The organism is Bacteroides sp. HF-162 (assembly GCF_015679285.1).
GTDB classification, from domain to species: Bacteria; Bacteroidota; Bacteroidia; order Bacteroidales; family Bacteroidaceae; genus Bacteroides; species Bacteroides uniformis.
This window is the reverse complement of sequence record NZ_CP064937.1, coordinates 1,997,051-2,017,673: the sequence shown is the minus strand read 5'-3', so window position 1 is coordinate 2,017,673 and position 20,623 is coordinate 1,997,051. Positions and strand designations below refer to the sequence as shown.

At 40.9% G+C, this 20,623-nt stretch carries 16 protein-coding genes; 7 read left to right on the top strand and 9 right to left on the bottom strand.

The genetic code is table 11. The features are described from left to right. Nucleotides 1-87: 87 nt before the first annotated feature. Entirely contained in the window at nt 88-1,386 is a 1,299-nt protein-coding gene (locus ITJ87_RS08010) for an ATP-binding protein (protein WP_057088960.1), read from the bottom strand. Nucleotides 1,387-1,802: 416 nt separating this feature from the next. On the opposite strand from ITJ87_RS08010, the gene ITJ87_RS08005 reads away from it, so the two are divergent. After that, on the top strand, nt 1,803-2,582 hold the full coding sequence (locus ITJ87_RS08005) for a DUF4121 family protein (RefSeq protein ID WP_128129315.1): 780 nt from the start codon (nt 1,803-1,805) through the stop codon (nt 2,580-2,582). Between the two features lie 91 nt (nt 2,583-2,673). Here the strand turns inward: ITJ87_RS08005 and ITJ87_RS08000 are convergent, their stop codons facing one another. The 3 genes from ITJ87_RS08000 to ITJ87_RS07995 form a co-directional block, all read right to left on the bottom strand. After that, the gene (locus ITJ87_RS08000; protein ID WP_057088957.1) at nt 2,674-3,537 is read right to left on the bottom strand and encodes a toprim domain-containing protein; all 864 of its coding nucleotides are present in this window, start codon (nt 3,535-3,537) and stop codon (nt 2,674-2,676) included. Between the two features lie 136 nt (nt 3,538-3,673). Then, nucleotides 3,674-3,964 (bottom strand): tyrosine-type recombinase/integrase, encoded by a 291-nt coding sequence (locus tag ITJ87_RS18895; RefSeq protein WP_250833476.1) that lies wholly within the window; start codon nt 3,962-3,964, stop codon nt 3,674-3,676. Next, on the bottom strand, nt 3,952-4,632 hold the full coding sequence (locus ITJ87_RS07995) for a tyrosine-type recombinase/integrase (RefSeq protein WP_234137997.1): 681 nt from the start codon (nt 4,630-4,632) through the stop codon (nt 3,952-3,954). The genes ITJ87_RS18895 and ITJ87_RS07995 overlap by 13 nt, the downstream gene beginning before the upstream one ends. Nucleotides 4,633-4,903: 271 nt before the next feature. Between ITJ87_RS07995 and ITJ87_RS07990 the strand changes: the two genes are divergently transcribed. The 4 genes from ITJ87_RS07990 to ITJ87_RS07975 all read left to right on the top strand — a co-directional run bounded on the left by ITJ87_RS07990 (nt 4,904) and on the right by ITJ87_RS07975 (nt 11,075). Continuing rightward, nucleotides 4,904-6,226 (top strand): AAA family ATPase, encoded by a 1,323-nt coding sequence (locus ITJ87_RS07990; protein WP_128129314.1) that lies wholly within the window; start codon nt 4,904-4,906, stop codon nt 6,224-6,226. A gap of 216 nt (nt 6,227-6,442) precedes the next feature. Then, nucleotides 6,443-7,120, top strand: a complete 678-nt coding sequence (locus tag ITJ87_RS07985; RefSeq protein ID WP_230391796.1) for a hypothetical protein — start codon at nt 6,443-6,445, stop codon at nt 7,118-7,120. An 84-nt stretch (nt 7,121-7,204) separates the two neighbouring features. Next, nucleotides 7,205-7,996 (top strand): hypothetical protein, encoded by a 792-nt coding sequence (locus ITJ87_RS07980; protein WP_057088906.1) that lies wholly within the window; start codon nt 7,205-7,207, stop codon nt 7,994-7,996. Nucleotides 7,997-8,000: 4 nt separating this feature from the next. Continuing rightward, the gene (locus tag ITJ87_RS07975) at nt 8,001-11,075 is read left to right on the top strand and encodes a DEAD/DEAH box helicase (RefSeq protein ID WP_128129312.1); all 3,075 of its coding nucleotides are present in this window, start codon (nt 8,001-8,003) and stop codon (nt 11,073-11,075) included. 508 nt (nt 11,076-11,583) lie between these two features. On the opposite strand, the gene ITJ87_RS07970 is transcribed toward ITJ87_RS07975, so the two are convergent. From ITJ87_RS07970 to ITJ87_RS07950, 5 genes are all read right to left on the bottom strand, one after another. Further along, nucleotides 11,584-13,341 (bottom strand): relaxase/mobilization nuclease domain-containing protein, encoded by a 1,758-nt coding sequence (locus ITJ87_RS07970; protein WP_117974735.1) that lies wholly within the window; start codon nt 13,339-13,341, stop codon nt 11,584-11,586. Further along, nucleotides 13,338-13,718, bottom strand: coding sequence for a hypothetical protein (locus tag ITJ87_RS07965; protein ID WP_117974733.1), 381 nt, complete (start codon nt 13,716-13,718; stop codon nt 13,338-13,340). Before ITJ87_RS07965 ends, ITJ87_RS07970 begins: the two co-directional genes overlap by 4 nt. Before the next feature lie 568 nt (nt 13,719-14,286). Then, nucleotides 14,287-15,699 (bottom strand): DUF3987 domain-containing protein, encoded by a 1,413-nt coding sequence (locus ITJ87_RS07960; protein WP_117601506.1) that lies wholly within the window; start codon nt 15,697-15,699, stop codon nt 14,287-14,289. Further along, nucleotides 15,696-16,019 carry a helix-turn-helix domain-containing protein gene (locus tag ITJ87_RS07955; protein ID WP_117601515.1) on the bottom strand — a complete coding sequence of 108 codons (324 nt, stop codon included), beginning with the start codon at nt 16,017-16,019 and terminating at the stop codon, nt 15,696-15,698. The genes ITJ87_RS07960 and ITJ87_RS07955 overlap by 4 nt, the downstream gene beginning before the upstream one ends. 182 nt (nt 16,020-16,201) lie before the next feature. After that, the gene (locus ITJ87_RS07950) at nt 16,202-17,215 is read right to left on the bottom strand and encodes a DUF6043 family protein (protein WP_117601507.1); all 1,014 of its coding nucleotides are present in this window, start codon (nt 17,213-17,215) and stop codon (nt 16,202-16,204) included. Between the two features lie 557 nt (nt 17,216-17,772). On the opposite strand from ITJ87_RS07950, the gene ITJ87_RS07945 reads away from it, so the two are divergent. Together ITJ87_RS07945 and ITJ87_RS07940 are read left to right on the top strand one after the other, a co-directional pair. After that, complete coding sequence (locus ITJ87_RS07945; RefSeq protein WP_117601508.1) at nt 17,773-19,728, top strand: penicillin acylase family protein; 1,956 nt, start codon at nt 17,773-17,775, stop codon at nt 19,726-19,728. Nucleotides 19,729-19,748: 20 nt separating this feature from the next. Further along, nucleotides 19,749-20,621, top strand: coding sequence for a dimethylarginine dimethylaminohydrolase family protein (locus tag ITJ87_RS07940; RefSeq protein ID WP_158562843.1), 873 nt, complete (start codon nt 19,749-19,751; stop codon nt 20,619-20,621). Nucleotides 20,622-20,623 lie beyond the last annotated feature (2 nt).

Here is a 20,623-nt window from a genome sequence, read left to right as displayed (position 1 = left end):
ATAGGGATTTGGCGAACTTTTTGTTTTTATACACCCATGACTTCCAAAGTTCTTCATATGTGTATCTCATATCCATGAAAGTGCCATTTATCCAAAGAACTTCGTAATGGCAAATAACGGAATATTCTCCATCCATTCCTGATCTTGATACCCCATCATGGAAATGCGCAGTCCTTTCAACTGATAATCGGGATGATTTTTAATATATTCCGACATGGAACGCGCACGTACATTCTCTTCGGCTTTCACTTCCACCGGTATCACGCGATGCTCCGTCTGTACCACAAAGTCAATCTCCGCAGGTGTTTTGTCACTGCTCCAATAATAGGGCGAAAAGCCTTGGGCCACTAATTGCTGCAAGACAAACTGTTCGGTAAAAGCGCCCTTGAACTCCTTGAATACATTATCTCCTACTAGCATTTGGCTGGCGGGCGTCTCGGTCATACAGCCTAAAAGACCGCAATCAAGCAGGAATAATTTGAAGGCACCTAGATCTTCGTAAAATTTGACAGGCATCTGCAGCTCTTTTATCCGGCTGACTTTATGTACCAGACCTGCATCCATCAGCCACTGAATGGCGAGTTCATATTCCGTAGCTCTGGCTCCTTTCTTCAACACATTATAGATGAATTTCTTGTTCTCCTTGGCCAACTGCGAAGGCAAGGATTGCAGCACTTGTCCGATACGTATACTTTCAGTAGGTGTCGTATGCTTGGAGATGTCCCGCCGATAAGCATCCAGGATTTCAGTCTGTTTGTCACGTACTTCCTGCAAGTTTTGATGCTGAAAGAAACAATCCACCACTTCAGGCATGCCACCTACATAGTAGTATTGGCGAAGTAAAGCAATATATTTTAAACTGAGAATCTTTAAAATTTCCCAATCGGGCTGATGCAACAAATCGCACAAATCAGTTTCACCGGCAGCCATCAGAAATTCTTCAAAATCCATCGGATATAGACGCATTACATTTACCTTACCCACCGGAAAGGACTGACCTTTCCCCAAAGTAATTCCCAACAAGGAGCCAGCCGCCATCACATGATATTCAGGCGCATTTTCCTGAAAATATTTCAAGCTATGCAATCCCCGTTCCACCTCCTGCAACTCATCGAATACAATCAACGTTTTTCCTGCTTCAATCTTCGTTCCTGTGATAGCCTGAAGTGTCAGCAAAATACGGGGGATGTTATAGTCGGCTGCAAATAACTCCTTGGCCAGTGGCTCGACATCACAGTTGATGTAGGCTACATTCTCAAACTCAGTCAGACCAAAATGTTTCATCACCCAAGTTTTACCAACCTGACGAGCACCCAACAGTATCAAAGGTTTTCTCGCAGGATTATCTTTCCAAAGTTTCAACTGTTGTATAATCTTCCGTTTCATCGATTCCTTTAAAATAAGAATTATTCACTTGTTTCTTGCAAAGATACATTTTTTCGATGATATAAACCAATATATAACACACTTTTTCGATGATAATCCGAGAAAAATATTACATTTTTCATAGGATAGCAAAGAATTTTTGATCGATATATCAGGTTAGCGGGTTAAAGTTTTTCCACCTTGGAATCAAGCAATGTTCCGCATTTCTATTTCTTACCTGCAAAACTAGCCTTTTGCCCCTGATCGTGCAAGGCGGTCCTTCGGACTGGTTGGCTGAAAAAATCATCCTCGCTTCGCTGCGGTATTTTTTCGCCAAGCCTTGCACAATCAGGGCAAAAGACAAACGGATGCATGTAAGAAAAGAAATACCGGCTTTACCAAAGCCGGGCATGTTTAACCATAAAATAAAAAAGATCATGATTCAAACAAAAAACAAGTATTGCAAGGAAACATTCATCCGTCTGAACTACTGGTATGACCGGATACACGGGCTTGTCCGGGAAGACATAGAGAAAGTGAACACAATGGTGGAACACATCGAAAAAACACGTTCCAACCGATATCCCCGTACAGGTGACAGCCTGTTCTTTATTTCTGGATACGGTGAACGTTCCCGGCCGTTCTTCGTAGATGCCGTGTATGGAGATAACATTGTGCTCCGGAATTTCTCCCGTGTCCCATTCGTGTCCCGGGATAAGAAGGGCATCAAATGCGATATGCATGGCGGCGAGTGCGTGCTGGTAAAAACCGGTGATGTAAGGTTCAAGACTTGGACTACCGGCCGTTTCAAGCACTGGGGACATTACGGGGCATGTGAAAACGGGGAAGTTTACTACGATGCGAAAGTAGCCCTGTGGGAATGTGGCGCACCTGAACAGCCGAAAAGTCAGGAATGGTTCAAAATCCATATCCGCAAAAACACCCGGTCGGGCGGGGATATGTACACCGGAGAAATATCCTGTAAGGATGAGGATGGACTCAAGCAGTTTGTCAATGACCATGAAGGTTTCATATTCGCAGAAGAGGATTCCCAGGAGATGGTCATACTATGTTTCAGGCATTCCGACATGAGGATTTCCCCGGAAGAGTGGGAAAAGATGAACTGTCCGGTATCCGTGCGTGAAATATACGGACAGATGCAGAAAGTAAAGATTGTAAAAGACCATAAAACACATCTGACCACATTCTACTATTAACACAGTATCGCCACATTAAAAATCACCCTGCATCCTGCCACATGCGGCAGGATGGAAATAAGGATATATCATTAAACAGTCTTTTCAATTATTATATATGGAGCTGATTGTTTTTCCCGCGCAGATATTCATTCAGGTCCTTATATCCGGAATATTCATGCGAGAGATCGCATATACGAATTCCGTATTTGTCCTTTAATGCCTGCACCGCATTTTTTCCGGCGGTATCATTGTCCAGACAGCAACAGATGCCGTCATATCGTGAAAGGAAAGAAAAAGCCTTCTGTAAGTTACTGACAGAATTCAACACTATATAATCCCCCTCTTCCAAAGATGGAAAAGCCGGCCTGAAAGACAGAAAATCTATAAACCCCTCAAAAATATAGCAAATCCTGCTCTCCGGCGTGCTAATGATACAGGTGATGTCCTTGGGAGCGATACAAGCCTTGAAATACCTGTTCCGTATCTCGTACCCTCCAGAAATATTAGGGAAAGCGATGGCAAAATAATTCTTCCCGTTCCGTTTAAAATAGGCTTCCCTGCATACTTTTCGGGCAGTTTCCAAATCAATGCACCGTTCCTTCAGATAGGCAAGCAGTATCCGGTTGGCAAGAGGAGTGATTTTCAAGTCCTGAAAGGTGGGATATGCCTTTTCAAATGGACAGGAAAGAATAACCGGTTTCAAAGCCGCTCTTTTATCCTCAATACATCGTAACACATGGCTTATGTCCTGCGTCCGATAAATCTCCTTGGCTAACGTTATAATGTCACCACCCTTTCCCAGTCCGAAGTCATACCACACTTCCTTATGAAGGTCAACCTTAAAGGAAGCCTCCTTTTCCGTCCTGAAGGGCGATTTGTACCATACACTGTTTCCACGCTGTATTACCGGTTCATGTCCGAATCCGGCTAAAAAATCAACAAGCCTGATATTCTTTGCTTCTTGTATGTTCATAACGTCTCATTTATATGGATTTGGGCAAAGAACCGCTTTATATCTGAAACATGAAAAGCAATGGCATCAGATGGCATCAAAAGTCATCAGATGACACCCCGTTTTATTAATCAAGGCATGGACATGGCAATAGATATCACTCCTCCATTTCCATCTTCTTACGTGGATGCTTGGAGGATAAAATTTTCTTTTGTTTATTCATGTTGACATGGGTATATATCTGCGTGGTGGTTATACTGCTATGCCCCAACAAATTCTGGATGTATTTGATATCCACATCCTCTTCCAGCAACAATGTGGCAAAAGTGTGGCGGAAAGTACGCGGAGTGATTTTTTTCCCAATCCCTGTTTCTTCCCGGCATCGCTTGATTAACAGCCTGACGGATTGTGAGGACAGCCTGTTTCCTAACCTATTTATAAAAAACATTCGGAAGGAGCAAACAGACGTTGATATTGCCTGAGTATTTTTAACACCTCCACCGAACAAATCTGTATGATCCGTTCCTTGCTGCCTTTTCCAAAAACTTTAATAGTTGCCTGCTTTAAGTCAACGGCATCACATGACAACTCGCACAATTCGGAAACGCGTATACCGGTGGCAAATAAAAGTTCTACAACCGCAATATCCCTTGTCCGTGCCTTATAGGCATAATCGCCCGTATCAGGATTATCCGCCCTTAATTTGTAAAGATATTTAAGTATCTCTTTCACCTCATTGCACGTCATTATCATCGGAAGAACATAAGGCTCTTTAAAGTGAATACTCAATTTTCTGAAAGGGTTCAGAAAGTCATCGTGCTCAAAATCATAGTAGTTAAACAGAGCCTTCAGGGATGCCAGTTTTCTCTTCACCGTTTTAGGCTTGTAAGTCGATATATGTTGCAGGTACGTTTTCAGCATATCTTTTGACACCTGCTCAAATACAACCGAAGGATACAACTCATGAATATACCTTTTAAACATATACAAGTCAGAACGATAAGCATAAATTGTCTTTTCATTCAAGTTCTTTTCATATTGACAATGGAAAAGAAAATCTGAAATAACCTGGTCTACAGCTGTCTTCCGGCAATAACTCATATCCGATTTCATCATAATTTTATGGATTATAGTTTTTCCTGCGAAGAAACTACATTTCAAATTCAATTACCTATAAATGAATATCAGAAACCAAGTAAACCAACATCAATATTTAGACAATGATACGTAAAGCTATGTTGAAGAAGTGTAATGAAATCTGAAACATAAAGTTCTTAAACTTGATTCTCTGATGGTTATCACCTCACGAAGATTACATTATTGAATCCTTTGTTTTCTAATTTTTTATCTCTATATTTGCAATAGTACTCCAAAAACATGAAATTTTATGTTGTATCAAAAACTCTCTATAGACAATTTCTTGTGTTTCGACCATTTCGATATACAGTTTGCACCTAGTGTGTCCATTATTATCGGACGCAATGGTGCTGGAAAGACCACACTCATTAGAGCTATGGTTTACTCGCTTTATTTTATGTTTACGAATGACCGTTCAATGGGGGATGACTTCTTGTCGGCAGGAAATCCTGATTTAAAAATGAAATCCATCAAATATGATGAATTTCATAGAAGAAAAGATTCAGAGGATGTAACTGCTGATGCCAATTTTCATGGACAAATAACTTTTCAAGGAGAAAATATAGAATGGGATATGTATCGCCGTTCAACTAGTGGATCTTCACTTAATCCATCACGCTATAGGCCTGCTTATCAACATCTGATGCAATTGTATAGGAAATACGATGAATTGCCATTACTCGCATATTTTTCGGATTCTTTTCCGCATACACTCACAAATATATCCTCCTTTGCCAAGCAACAAATGGCTGCAAATGGAAAAACATTACGCAACTTTGGCTATTACCAATGGGATAATGAAACAGCATGTGTGGAAATATGGCAACGACGACTATTAAATTCAATGGCTAAACTAAAACAGCTAGATGATGATACAGACACATTCACACGTAATGAAGTTGCATTTGTTACTAAAAAGTTGACGCAGTTTTCTCTAGTACTTAATCATGATATATGCGATACTGCTTTTGAGATAGATCGCCTTTTCTATTTATTTGATGAAGAACAAAAACCAGAACTGTGGCTTCGTTTAAAATCAGAAAAGGAAATCAAATTTGACAGACTTCCAGCCGGATATAAACGGTTATATTCCATTGTCTTAGATCTGGCATACCGGGCTTATTTGTTAAACAGGCGAGTAGATGTAGAACCTACAGGATTAGTTATGATAGACGAAATTGATTTGCACTTACACCCTTCGTTAGAAACAGAAATTGTAAAACGGTTTACACAGACATTCCCAAAATTACAATTCATAATGACTTCCCACTCTCCATTGATAGTAAGCAACTTGTCAGCGGACGAGAAACAAAATAAAATATTCAGACTTGTAGCTGGAGAGAAGCAACCGCATGAATTGCCAGACCTTTTTGGTATTGATTACGATGATGTATTACTGGATTGGATGGGAGGAGCTCCTAGAAACGAGGAGATGGAATTTCTACAAATGGCAATAAAAAGAGCTATGCAAATGGAAAATACACAACTACTCAACATGAGACGCAAGGAATTAGAAAAAATGTTGGGAGAAAAAAAAGCATTGCAATTAATCAATAAATGGAAGGAAGAATAACCTCGCATCATTAGATATATGTTTTGGATTGATAAGCATAATAAAGGAAGGCGGCGTAAAGGTCATCAAATTGTAAATCGTTTCCTATGTGAATCGTGGAATGAACAAGATGGACAATATGTAAATTGTACTTATGCTTCATTTAAGAGAAATCATAAAATGGAGAAATTGCTTTACTGGGAACAGAATGGATTCTGCTGTTATTGCATGAGGCATATGGAAGTAAATCAACACATTTCCTTAGAACATGTGATGCCTCATAACTCTGTAACCAAACAAAACAAGATAGATTTTAAGAAGATTAATTATTATAAACGGTTTAATAAGAATTTTAAACAAAATGTCGTTTACAAACATCTAAACGGTACAAGGCGAAAATGGCGCAGCGGACCACCATATCCTCATTTTTGCGCTTATGAAAACCTAGTATTGTCATGCGATGGTAGTCTTTTCATTGATGAAGACAAGGAGAAAAAATTATATCCTTCTAAAATGCATTTATGCTGTAATGAGCATAGAGGAAATAAATTGATTGTCCCATTATTTTTCATTCCTAATATAAACGATTTAATTATATACAATAAAAATGGAACTATTGGCATATCGAAAATAGTCAAGTCCTCCCAGCGTCAGATTGAATTATCTAATACTATTGAGGACTTAGCATTGGAGCATGAGCGCTTGAGAATCATTCGGCAAGCTTGGTATCATATAGCTACAAGTCGCATATATAATATAGAAGAAGTAAAGGCTGCTATTAGTGATGAACCTTTACGGCAAAATATTATGATGGATAGTGGCATTCCTCTTGATATCGTAAATCGGATTAAACATCCTATATACTGGTCCTTACTGTGTGAATATTTTTGGTTCTATAAACACTTCACACCATAAATATAAATATGCAATTTCCTCTCAAGATTCCTTTAAGGGGTATAGATGTAATCTTGATGGGTACAAAATTACTAATTCTAAGCTATGATATCAATCAATAATAAACAGTTGGACGGACTCTGTTATGACTTTGAATATCAAGTAACAGACAAGGATGAGTTAGCAAATAAAATTTGCCAACTCATCCTTGGAAATTGTGGTCATGTATCAAAAGTTATTAATGGATTAGCTTCAAATCCAAGAGAGGTGGACAAGAAAGCTGTTGATTTTTTGATTAAAGAGTTAGAAAAGAGAAATGTAACCAAAGAAGATATGTATAAGATTGATGGATGGTTATTTCAAATGATCTCTTGGTTACAATTAGCCAACCAGAATAAAGGTAATATTTTTTTTCAACAATCACCTCATTCACAGCCTTCCATGCACGGATTTGATGGTTTTGCTATAAAACTCACACCTGATAATATGATAGAGCGAATTGTGATAACAGAGGATAAATGTACAAATGATGCTCGCACAACAATTCGAGATAAAGTATGGCCAGAGTTTTCTGAAATGGAGAATGGAGTGAAAAATAATGCAATCTTCCAGCAAACAGAAGCGCTGATTGGGCATAGGTTAGGAGAACAATTTGAACACATTCAAAATGATATTGTAAATGAAAAATATCGTCAGTATCACGTCAGCATAACCCGTCAGAAAATTCACAATTCTGATGAAGGACGGAAAAGACTGTTCAAAGATTATGATACAGTAATTTCAGGAGGCGATGTTCACAGAAGATCGGCAGCAACAATCTGCTTAGATGACAAGGAACGGGAGTGGATGAGCGATTTGCAACAGAGAGTTTTAGCGAAACTGAAATCATACATCTAACACTATGTACAATTTCGTAACTGAAGAATTGATAAAAAAAATTCCTCATGTGGAAGGCTTTACTGAAGAGTTACTACCCGTAACTCTAACAAAGATTTATGCTCAAATAATTAGCCTTAGCGCAAAATATGAGGATGGTGAGATTCCTTTTGATTTGGAAGTGCTTAAAAGTGATGGGAAAAAACTTAATATACTATCTAACACCCTAGAACTGTATCTTTTTGCAAATTCCCAGACTGATAAACGAAAATCAATGGCTTTTGTTGCAGCAACTGCCCGAAAACTCTTGTTCAAAATAAAAGAAGTACACGAGGATGAGGTATTGGATTTGAATTATATTCCATCCGACCTTTATGCATCTCTCTTATATGTTATAAGTGGTAATTTTGCTGATGCACAAGAGGTTGCGGAGGGTTTCTGTGTACGCAGAGAGGCTGACCAATATGTGAAGAAATTATATAACTCTATCAAACTTCTGGTGAGCGGCAATTTACATGAACTACAAAGTTTGACGATCAATGAACCAAAGGAATATAATGATTTACAACAATATACGGAATGGCTACTTTGGAAAGAACTAGTGACGGGAATAAAGCAGTTTTCAATTTCGCTATTGGGTAAAAAAGCGTATACAATCAATTCTTTTTTAAAAGTCAGAGAACTGTCTGTTTATGAGGATAAGCTCATTGCTCTCAGAGACGTATATGTGGCTCCATATATATTGTCAACTCTGTTTATACTATCGTGTGAGGAGATGTGGAGTCATGCTGTGATTAATGTATCTACTCCCATAGGAGTGAAAAAGAAAAGTTGGCAAGAGGCATTAAAAAAGCAAGCGGTAGTAAGACCTTTTTTATGGGAGAACCATTTGGATGCAATCAGTAAGGGGATATTGAATGTTGGTGTGTCGTCAGTGATTACTTACCCTACAGGTGCAGGAAAAACAACTCTTTCTGAATTGAAAATAGCCTCTTGTTTGCTGGCAGATAAGCGGGTTATATATCTTGTTCCTACTCATGCATTAGAAAATCAAGTTAACAACAGTTTGAATAAGTTGACTGAAAGAATGAATATGTCAATTCGGAATAGAGATGCAGAGTTCTCTTGGTTTGAAGAGGAGGAGGAAGATAGTACTATAATGGTGATGACACCTGAGCGTTGTCTTGCGTTATTACGCCTGAACCCAGAAAAATTGAATAATGTGGGATTGGTTGTTTTTGATGAGTTTCATTTGGTTAATGGCAATTTTGATGACAAACGTGCGAATGATGCTATGACGCTTGTTGTGGAGCTGCTCGACATTATACCTAAAGCAGATTATTTTTTCGTTTCTGCAATGGTACGGAATGGAGCTGATGTGGCTGGTTGGATTAAGTCGGTGACTGGTCGCGAGTGTGTGTTACTTGATAACCCATGGAAGCCTACTTGTCAGTTGCAGGGATGCTTGGTCTATAATGAGGAAGAAATCAATAGATTAAGGAAAATTATTACTGTATCAAAGAGTAAAAATAAGAGTAAAAATCCGACAGTAGCACTACAAAGAATGCTGAAGGTAAATCCCCACTGCATATTCAGTTTGAAATCAACATGGGATGATGTAAACAAAGCAAATTATTGCTTGGTGGAGTTAACAGGCAGAGATATTCATCTGAAGGCAAATAGTGAGTGGAAACTTTCAGCAAACTACAACTATGTGGCTGCAGAGGTGGCAAGTCGTTATGCAGCTATTCATTACAAGACAATAATCTTTGCGACCAAACCTGTTGATGCCAATTCAATACGTAACCATATAAATGAACTTTTGAAATGGAAAAATGTTGACTGGATAAAGCGCTACGAAAGTGAAAAGTATAATGCTATAACAATGGAATTAGGCGGTGAAAAGTATTCGTATCTTTTTGAATCAAATTCAGCTACTGTACATCATGGTAATCTGTTGCCAGAAGAGCGTATTATCTCGGAGCATTATTTCAAAAGCAAGGACGGCGTGAATGTGTTGGTGGCTACACCTACCTTGGCTCAAGGTATCAATTTACCAGCTGATATAGTTCTCATTGCTGGCGACAAAAGATTTGATGGAAATAGCATGGAGCAAATCAAGGCTCACGAGATATTGAATGCAGCAGGAAGGGCTGGTCGAGCAGGTTTCCGTTCGCACGGAACGGCTATTCTGATACCATCCATCATTGCGACCTATCTGGATAATGTGGTAAAAGGTAATTGGATGACGGTGCGTGATGAGATTTTTTCTAAAGGCGATCGCTGTCTAGATATAAAGGATCCTCTTGCAGATTACTTTAATGCCGAGATAAATGTGGATAGTGATTTAATATTGAATCATTTTAAGTCAGATGTGGCTGATGTGAAACGTAAGTATGGAAAGACATTCTATGCATATCAAATGAGCGTGAAAGGTAGGGCAACAGAGTTTAATACCCATTTGGATGCTATGGTTGGCAATTGGGTAGAAAATGTAGAGCAGCCCAAGTGGCTGTCTGTGTTGTCTGCAAAGACCAGTGTTGATCAGGATTTGTTAATGGTATTCTATGAATCCATCAACGTGCCCTTCATAGCTAACCTGGACAGTCAAAATGTTCTGTATATACTAGGACATTTGCTGTCTGTGATGAAAGAAAATATGGAATTGATGGATAAATTCTTTTCAAGTTCGATAAATGCTGAAAATGCTAGAAAATTTGTACTCTCTAAAGATATTAACATTTGGACGGAAAGTGGAATCAAAAAGTTCTTTACGCTTGTTGAAATGTACGTAAAAGGTCTGTCTTTATTGGAGATTGAACAGACCATGGAATGCAAACAAGATAAAAAGCTGTTACATGCGAGACAATTTGTACTCAAAATTATTCCAGATGTAAGTTATACTTGCGGTGCTTTTGTTCAGGTGCTTATAGAAAAACTGAATTTACATGAAGAAAACTCCGATTTACCTACTGATATAAAAGTTTTTGCCTCATGTATCAAAGAAGGAGTGTTAACCTATGAAATGCTCAAAGAGAAATATAATAAAAAGTATATGAGAGTAGAATGTCATTATAAATGTCGGAAAACAAAAACATAGAAGTGATTTAGAGCCCGTTTAAATTTTCTTCAATAATAATTTAAACAGGCTCTAAAATGATAAAAAAGCTATTTATATTTGCAGAAATCGAACTTTTTACCTACCTTTGTATCGTCAAAAAGATAATGATTGTCGAATTGATAAAGAAAAGCGATGAATTTAGTGTAAAGCTAATTCGATGGTTTTTATAAGATATAAAGCAAAAAGAGGATGTAAATCAAGGAATTAGAATAAGTCTAATCAAAAGGTTCGATTCCTGGTGGCACCACCCAAACAAAAGTCAAATCGCTAATTCTCACGGAGTTAGCGATTTTTCTTTTAGTCCCTACAGGGCGTAGTCACTATAATAGTCACTATCTAAATCGCTATAAACCACGATAAATCGGCTTGATTAAACGGTATTAAAAAGTAGCGTTTAATTTTAAATCCGATTAAACTCTACATTAAATCCTCCGCAAAATAATAGTGACTATCGGCGTGGTGCGTTGAGATAGTCACTATTTCATTCTTACATTGTAAGCCGTGTGCCCGACTGACGATCGTCGATGTCGTCGTAGCGGGAGCGGTTGCCGACTTCGTGCTCGCGCTTGTAGCCGGATGAGCCGGAACTTACATTGAGGGAAGATAGTGCGTTGGCAAGGTTTAATGTGAACACTTGCGAGATTTCCGGGGAGTAGTCCTGTGGTCGGGAAGGGAGAATACGGACTCCGGCTTTTGATTGGGTATTCTGTTTTATTCTGTCTTTAACCGCCTCGGCATCCTTTCGAGTAAGATGCAGCATGGCTATTGACAGCAGGAAATCCTGTCGGGCCTGTTCGTCAGTATGGAGCGAACGGAACTTGGCTTCTTCCTCGGGAGTTAAGTCTATCAATGGAATATAGCCGTCTGTCAGTGCTACGCGGAGGCAGTAGTTGCCGTTTCTATGTTTGACAACTGCCATGCCTTTTATCCTCTCTTGATGGTTGTATATAGGATGGCGCATGAGATATTCGGTTAATATCTCCTCGGAGAACATCGTGGCTGCTATTGTCAGACCTACATCCTCGCGCTCGTCATCTTTCACGCCGTTATACCATGCGTACTGCCTCTGTGAGATTGGCTTGCGGTACGTCGAGCCGTCTTTGACATTGATGAGCATATAGTTCCCTTTGCCGTCTTTGCCCACCTCGACAGTGAACAGGTCGCGGTACACGTCAAGCGGCGACGGTTTCCTTTGCGGCTTGATGGCGAAATCAATAAGCTCCGACAGTTTTATCACCTTGCTGCCATCGAAAGCTATCTTTTCGGCATGGTCGATTATACTGCAGCCTCTCACCCTGCCGTCCTTGTCCTTCTGGAAACTGATGTCTATGCCAAACTTTGTCTTGAGGACATCAATGAGAGTCTGTATGCGCTGGCAGTTCTCCTCGCTCAACGGCTTGCCGTGGTTATCAAGTATTTTGCGGATGTCGGTGTTCAGTTTTGCTTTTACCGGCTTTCGCTTCTTACCTTTTGACACTTTGACATTATCAACACTTTGACATTTTCCATCGGCTATCTCACTCTTGTATTTCCGGATTATGGCGCGAAGCTGCGTAGCGCGGTCTTTGCGCTTGGGGCTGTTCTTGGTGATTCGATTGAGAATGTCGCTGATGGCGATATTCCCGGCATTGCCGCCACACTTGAACAGACGGTAGTCGTCGAGCGATTTCTCTATCTTGTAGCCGTGAGCCTTAACTATATTGGCAAACTGCCCCTCCGTTTCGTAGTCGTAGCCGAAAATACGCTCTATGTCTTTACTGATGTCAGGCGCGAGTATGCGGTTGGCACACTCGTTAAGCCTGCGCCTGTCCTGATGGTCAGAAATGGTATAACCGTTAGGCTTTATTCTCGTCGAGAGAATATGCACATGATTGTTGCCGGTATCATGATGGGCGTAAACAAAATACGGCTGACGGGCATAGCCCATCCCCTCCATAAGCTCACGCGCGAAGTCGGTGAGTTCTTCCGGCGACATGGCGCGTCCTTTCACAGAGGCCGACACATGGAACTGAAAACGTGTCGTCTTTGTATTGCCATAAGTCTTAGAGTTTTCTTTCAGATACCTCTCGACTTCTGCCGAGGCATCAAGGCCGAAACGGTGCAGCGTCTCGACATTGTGGCGCAACGCCTCGCTGACGTTCTCCATCGCCATAAGGGTTGCCACACCATCAGCAATCTTTTTCTCGTTATATCGAGCGCCGGGGAAACCGCCGCCGGACACATCGTTGAGCTTCTTGACTATCATTTCCCTGATATTATCATGTTATAGAGGTAAGTCAGCATCTGCCGGATTTTATCGGTATCCTCGCAAAACTGACCGAAGGGAAGAAGATCTGCCGCCCGCAACGAGTAAGGACTCATTTTCTGCTGTTCGTTGATGTGCTTTGCAACCTGATTTGTGTTGGTACCGGTCCGTTCTATGAGCTTGATAGCGGACTTGATCAAGGCAAACATCCGGGGATTATCGTGGTCGGTAATCGGCTGCTCTTCATATTTGAGTGTGGCGCAGCGTACAAACGCGCTTAGGTTGCCATCGGTATATCTGTCGGCTCTTGACTGTATTTCTGCGTGTGTCTGCGAATCGACACGTATTTTTATAGTAATGGATTTTTTATCCGTCATAGAGATTGACTTTTTAAGATAGATTGGTTTGATAGATTGGTGGATTGAATATTTGATACAATGAAGGCTGTGTGACTTGATGACTTGGAACCCTGATGTCTTGATGATTTGATGACCTGGTACCTTGATGATAAAATACCTGAATGTCTCAATCATCTGATTACCCAATGCTCCGTTACCCGATGATACATTATCCAATGACTCATTATAACATTATCCCATGTACCGATTATCCGATGTACCGATGACCGATAAACCGAAGTATCACGGTTCATGATAAACGCGATGCTGAATAATCTATCAACCGCAGATTTTCAGTCTATCATCATTCATTTTTCAGTCTATAATCGTTCACGGACAATGTATCATTAGACAAAAGACTGCGAGTTTCGAGCTGGATTGACCCTCCCCTCGGGGGAGGCGGGATTGCCGTTGTGGACACAATCGGCATATCTTGCAAAGCAAGGTCGATACTCCAAATCAGGCGTGAGTAACCGGGGTGTCTCAGTCAGTTCGACCTCGGTCGAAAATGTCATAATGTCAAAAGTTCATAGTGTCAGCGCATGCGTCATATTTTATGATAGCAACCGTGTGACTTTTTCTTCACGAATCCTCGGCCTCCGTCTCTCAGGAATCTCTTGACCGAGGATTCAGAGATTCCGAGTTGCAGAGCTTCCCGGACAGCTTCTGCCGTGGTGAACGAATCCCTGAGGTTTCCGAGTAACTCGGTGAACCGGTTGTCGAGGATGCCGGTTTCAATCTCCGGAGCAATCCGGCTCTCCATGTTTCTGAAATATTCGGTGAGCCTTATGGCGAGTTCGGCAGTTTTCGGTTCAATTTCATTCATTCCCGATTCTCCACAGATACCGTGCATAATCTGTATGACCAGACAGAAGCGGACGAGATAAGTTTCCAGTTTGCCGCACAACGCCCTGACAGCATCCGAATCCGTTTCAGCATAGGCTTTGTTATTGACCTCGTCTTTCCATTGAATTACGCGGAGCTTCGCCTCTTGGGAAAACATTAGCTCTATTGAGGTTGCTTTTCCCTCTTGGTCTGTTGAAGGAGTGACTGTTACCACCTTTCGGATAATTCGCTCCCATTCTTCAAGAACGCCGTCCGGCATGGCGGTGTCGTTCCACGACGGCATCTTGTCAATTTCGGGATAGACTTTCAGAAAACGTGATGAAAAGCCATTCATCATTCGCTTGCCGCCGAACTGTTCGCCCAAACGCCCGGGCTGCGTAGAGCCGATAATCGAACAGTAGGGATTGGAGAGGAAGATATGCTCGTTGCTTGACTTTCGGCTGTACTTGAAAGGCGTGCCGCTGAACAGACTGAGAAAGTAGCCCTCGTCCGAACCGTTATAGCGGTTGAAATTGGAAAGAAGGCTGTCTATCTCATCCTTGTAAATCAGCACTCCGCGTGGATTGTCGCGCAACGCTCCGATAAGAGCCTCTACGGTCGAGTCAACCACCACATGGCATTTTCGCTGAGGCATCTTCATTTCTTCAGGTAGAGAATATCTCTCACGCTGCTTTGCCGACATGCGTTCCCACCGGCGGAAGGTTTCCATCTCCTTACAATATAACACGTCATACTCTCCGTCGAGTTTGAGAAGAGGTGCGACCGCCTGTTGCAAAGGCGGAGTCTTGCCGCAGCTCGGCGAGCCGACAAGCACCATGTAGATTATCGGTCGGCTTACCCACCCGGTCATGAAGCGGACTGACCATGTGTTGCCCATAGCAGCCGCGAATACCGTAAGGAATGAAGCCGCTGTGAAATCAACATTATAGTTCTCATACTCCTCAAGAGCCTCGATGATGTCTCGGATAGCTTTCGGGAATATCTCTAAAGGGAAAGAAGGAGTTTCGGCAGTTTTACCGGAAACGCTGGTAAAGGCAATGCTATCCTCCTCGATCAATCCACATCCGGCTTCCAATGGAACGCGTGGATGGTTGTAATAGCCATTCGCTTTCATGGTGCTTGGATATTGATGTTACGTTGTCCGAGAGCTTTGCGTACCTCATATTCCGGATACATAATCTTGTTGCCGGTCTTGACAGGTTTGAGGATTCCTTTGTTCGCCCAATGCCATAGTGTTGCATCGCACACTCCGAAAAGTTCCTTGACTTCGGTTTTGGTGAGCATTCGTTCCTTCTTTGCAGCCTCTACCATTGAACCGAGTTCATCCTTTGCCCGACGGATCAGGTCTTCGGAAAACGCCTTGAGGTCTTCGGCGCTCATCTCTACCTTGACGTGAGCGCGACCTTCATTGAGAATATCTAAAAGATCTTGCATATTTATGTCTATTGCCATCATTTTTTGGGCGCCTCCGCTGACGGCTTAAGACGGAAACGCCACCGCTCCGAAATGGAACGATGGCGCAAAAGTATAGCGTAATTTCTTGGATTAAAAAGAATTGGCGATTCGTTAAGTTCGCGAACTCTAAAACGAATCAAACGAATTGAAAAGAGGCTATTTCAGTCTACTCCATCAGTGCTGATTCGCAAAATATCAGTCTTTATAGAATCAATAGCGAAGCGATGTTCAGGCTCGTCTTTGATGAATTGCTTGCGATTGGGGGATAAGCCTTGGAGTGTGCTTACACTCTTCTGTACCTGACGGCCGCCGACTATTTTGCATTCAGGGAATGTGGCGGATAGTATCCCGACAAATCGCTTGACAGGTGTTGACGGAGCCAGTTCGCCAGACTCGACAAGTGCGACATATAAGTGTGCGATGTCAACGCCACGGATATGTGTTTCTATCCATTTGCCAATGCGCTTAACAATCTCACTGTCGTGAGATGCCAAAAGGGAAAGAAGGTCATGGGGCAATTCCGTATTCTCCGTAATTTTAGCGGTCGGTTTAGATTCGTCGATGCCCTCCAACGCCCAATCAGCCAAATTGCCGTTATCGATACTTTTTCGATAATCAAGATACTCCTTCAAATCCTTGCGCGAGCGTCGTTTGTCTTCAACTTCCCTCGCAAGAAATGCCTTCAGGAACTTTGCAAGCTGCCACTGGTACTGTTTGTTGTCAATCGACAGTGCCGCTTCCTCAATATTATCCACCATCATTTCAGAAGAGCGTCCATATTTGAGCCATGCGGCAAAGGGCAACCGGTATTTAGCCCATTCACTCCCTTCTGCCTGTTCGCCAAATATCTTCTCAGCAAAATCCGACTCTTGAAGAATCTTCAAAAGCTCATCCAAGTCCATATTGTCAAGGTCAATCATATTCTCCAGCCGTTTTTGGAACTCCGGCGACGTATTAAACGCAGCCGAACCCAACAGAAACACCTCCAGCAAGTCCGCTTCGCCCATCGCCGCAGCAAACTCGCCATACTCCTGAGGATGTTCCTCCATCCACGCCTTCATATCAAACTTCTCCCTTCCAGAGATATTATTCTCGTTGCCATTATCCATATATCGTGTGTTTCGTTTGTCTTGTAAAACAATAAACTCACAACAAATTTCGCATATTTTCGCCATTTAACTGCTATGTATAGACAAAAAATCTGATAACTCACAATATATTCTCACATTATCCTACCTTGGATTATGTATGAGTGATAGCTAGAATTCGCTCTAATTGTCATAATATATGGCTCTAATTCATGGTGGCATTATACTGATCCGATATGGCTGGCACACCAACTGTACTGACCAACTGCGCCAGCCGCAATATATATATGTTTATCAGATTATTCGCTTGTCAACTCAGAAAAATTCACTAATTTTGCATTGTTGAATACGGATCTATATAGCATAATTGCTTTATGCATACTAAGACACGATATGAAGAAAGCGCTTAAGAAATATTCATGGATAATAATATCAATAATTTCAGTTGTTTCGCTGGAATCAATGTATGCATCTCCAAGCGGTAACACGGAGAGTGTATATTATTGTACTGGGCCAAAATCTAAAAGATATCATATCGCCAAAGATTGTAAAGGACTTGAGCATTGTTCTGGTGAAATAAAGAAGTGCTCAAAAATTAATGCTATAAACAAAGGTCTAACACCCTGTCGATACTGTTATAAGAAATGATTGAAATCTATAGAGATTCTTTTGGAGTACCACACATCGTTTGTGATGATTTCAATGATGGGGCAAGAGCAACGGCTTTATGTCACTGTGAAGATGATTTCTTTTCTATTCAATTATGGTTGCTGGCTGTTAATAAAAAGGCCGGGCGCTTTGACGACTGGGATGGCGTTTATCTCGACTTCTTATACGAATTCTTCAATATAGAAAAAGCTGTATCAAAACTTAAGGCCCAAATATCTAAAGAATATTTATCAGCAGTGTCATACTATTGCAACGGCATTAACGAATATGCCGAAAGTCACTCTGATCAAATACTTGACACCGGGATATTCCCAGTATCAGCCGATAAGGTTATTGAAGCTCAACATCTGTTAGAAATTGTTGGAATTCAACTTGATAAACCATATTCTTACCTGAGGGGACCTAAAAAGAGAAGTAAAGGATTCCCAAACAAGGAAGGATCGAACATCTTGGCAGTGTCAGGGAATCATACAAGATGCGGCAATAGTATCATAGCAATTTCCCCTCATCAACCGCTTGAGGGTATTTTTTCGTTCTATGAGATTCATTTATTTTACCGAAAAAGCGGGTGCGAATTATTCGGATTTATCTTGCCCATAACCTTTACGATTTTTATGGGGACAAATTTCAAGGTAGCATGGGGCACAACTGCAAGTTATCCTGATATGTATTCTGTATACAAGGTTGGCTTAAAAGGTGTGTTTAATAAGAGACTTAATGTAACAGAAGGGCTTATTCCATTGAATAGGAGTGCTTATTTCAATTACACCCTGTTATATGGAAAGTTCCCGGCTCCGATAGTAAAACAATATTTCACAACACCGGACGGTAAGCCTATTGTCAAGATAAACCATCGTTATTTTTTGATTGACATTCCATTGATTGGATATAAATTAGGAACGGAATTGAATTATAGGATATCTCATGCCCAAAGCAATAATGAGATACTTGCATTAACGCTTGATTACGGATATCCTTATCTGGATCTGGTTTCTATCGATACAAAAAATAATATCCTATATGTTCATAATAGCCATGAGCCAATACGTGCATCCGAAGATGAATATATGTCTGACATTCTAAGCCTTGACAGCCTGACCCAGCTTGATAATGGCTTTGAGGATGGAATGTTTTATATAGAAAATCCGAAATCCGGTTATATATGCAGTGCAAATCAGTCTCCTTTGAAGACTGATAATGATTGCAGAAGATTCAATAAAAATGGACTTCATTATTATAATGATAATTCAAGATCCACAAGAATAAAAAATTTGCTGGAGACGGAGATTGCCAAAGGTAAAATCGATCTGGAGACTCTTGCGAATATTTTTTCCGATACGAGGGTTATCCTTCCGATAGTTCGTGGTATAGATTTTTCTGTAATCTATGAGGTGGTTGCGCATGGCAATAGAGGGTTTCTGCTTGACATATTGCAAAAATGGGATGGGGAAGCAGATATAATGTCTGAAGGAGCTGCCGTATTTGCACTTCTATTCTATAGATACAAGGATATGTATTATACATATCATAAGAACCCGGATACAATCAAGGTAGCCTCTGCATCCGAAATCAATGAATGTCTTGACTGGGTATCGAAAAGATATGTCAAAGGAATGACTCTTGGAAGCATTCAATTTATCAAACGCGGTTCGGTGTCAAAGCCAATCGGAGGTATTCCGGATTCTGTAAATACAATTCGTTCCTATTTTGAGAAAGACAAACTCGTAGCGGAAGAAGGGTGTGCGTTCAGAATGCTGATAAATCTGAATGAGAGAGATATACGTACATGCCATCCTTATGGGACATCTTCGGATGAAGCTGCAGAGCATTATACATCTCAACTTGACTTATTTCTAAATAATGAATATAAACAGTTGAGACCAATGACATACTATAAACAAAATTACAAATCTAAAATGATAATCAAATAATGACAAACGTTCCTACTTTTATGATGAATATCCCGTCATCATATGATACTGCTGTACGAAACAATGTATGGATGGAGGAATATGACGATGAGGATATTATTGTAAATAAACCCAAAGCGATACGTGAGATGTGGGAGGTTTATTCATTTCTTGCCTCCCAAGGCTTTGTATATCTATTGCCTACACCCATTGACTGTAAACTGCAGGATTTGGTTTTTGTGGCGAATAACGGAATCGTACTCCAGCATACGCCCATATATATTGGGTCTAATTTCAAAGCAACCAACCGTATAGGCGAGGAGGTGATTGGAATGAGATTCTTTGACTCGTTGGGATATAAGACAATCCGCTCACCATTTGAATTTGAGGGAGAGGCCGAACTTAAATACCTCAGAGACAATATCTATATAGGAGGATATGGAATTCGCTCGGATAAGCGTGCTTACGAGTGGATGGAGTCGGAATTTGGAATGAACATTATTAAGCTTGAGCTGAAGGACCCGAAGAACTACCACCTCGACTGCACGATATTTCCTTTCACAAACGAGAGTGTGATAGTGGCGGTAGACTCTTTCACGAAGGAAGAGATCAAGAGTATAGAAAAAGTGGCTGATATAATCCCCATTACCATGGATCAGGCACATACCGGACTCACCAACTCGGTAAGGGTCAACAATTATCTTCTGAATGCATCCGATATCGACTTTCTGTCGAAGCGTTCTGAGGATTACAGATATGAATCGGATAAAAACCGCAGGCTTGAGCAGATTGCTGCGGACAATGCTATGGAGGTGTGCTATTTCAATCTTGAGGAGTATATGAAAGGCGGCGGTCTGCTGTCATGCTTGGTCCTTCATGTGAATTATGAAAGAATGCTGACAAAACTAATCTGAAA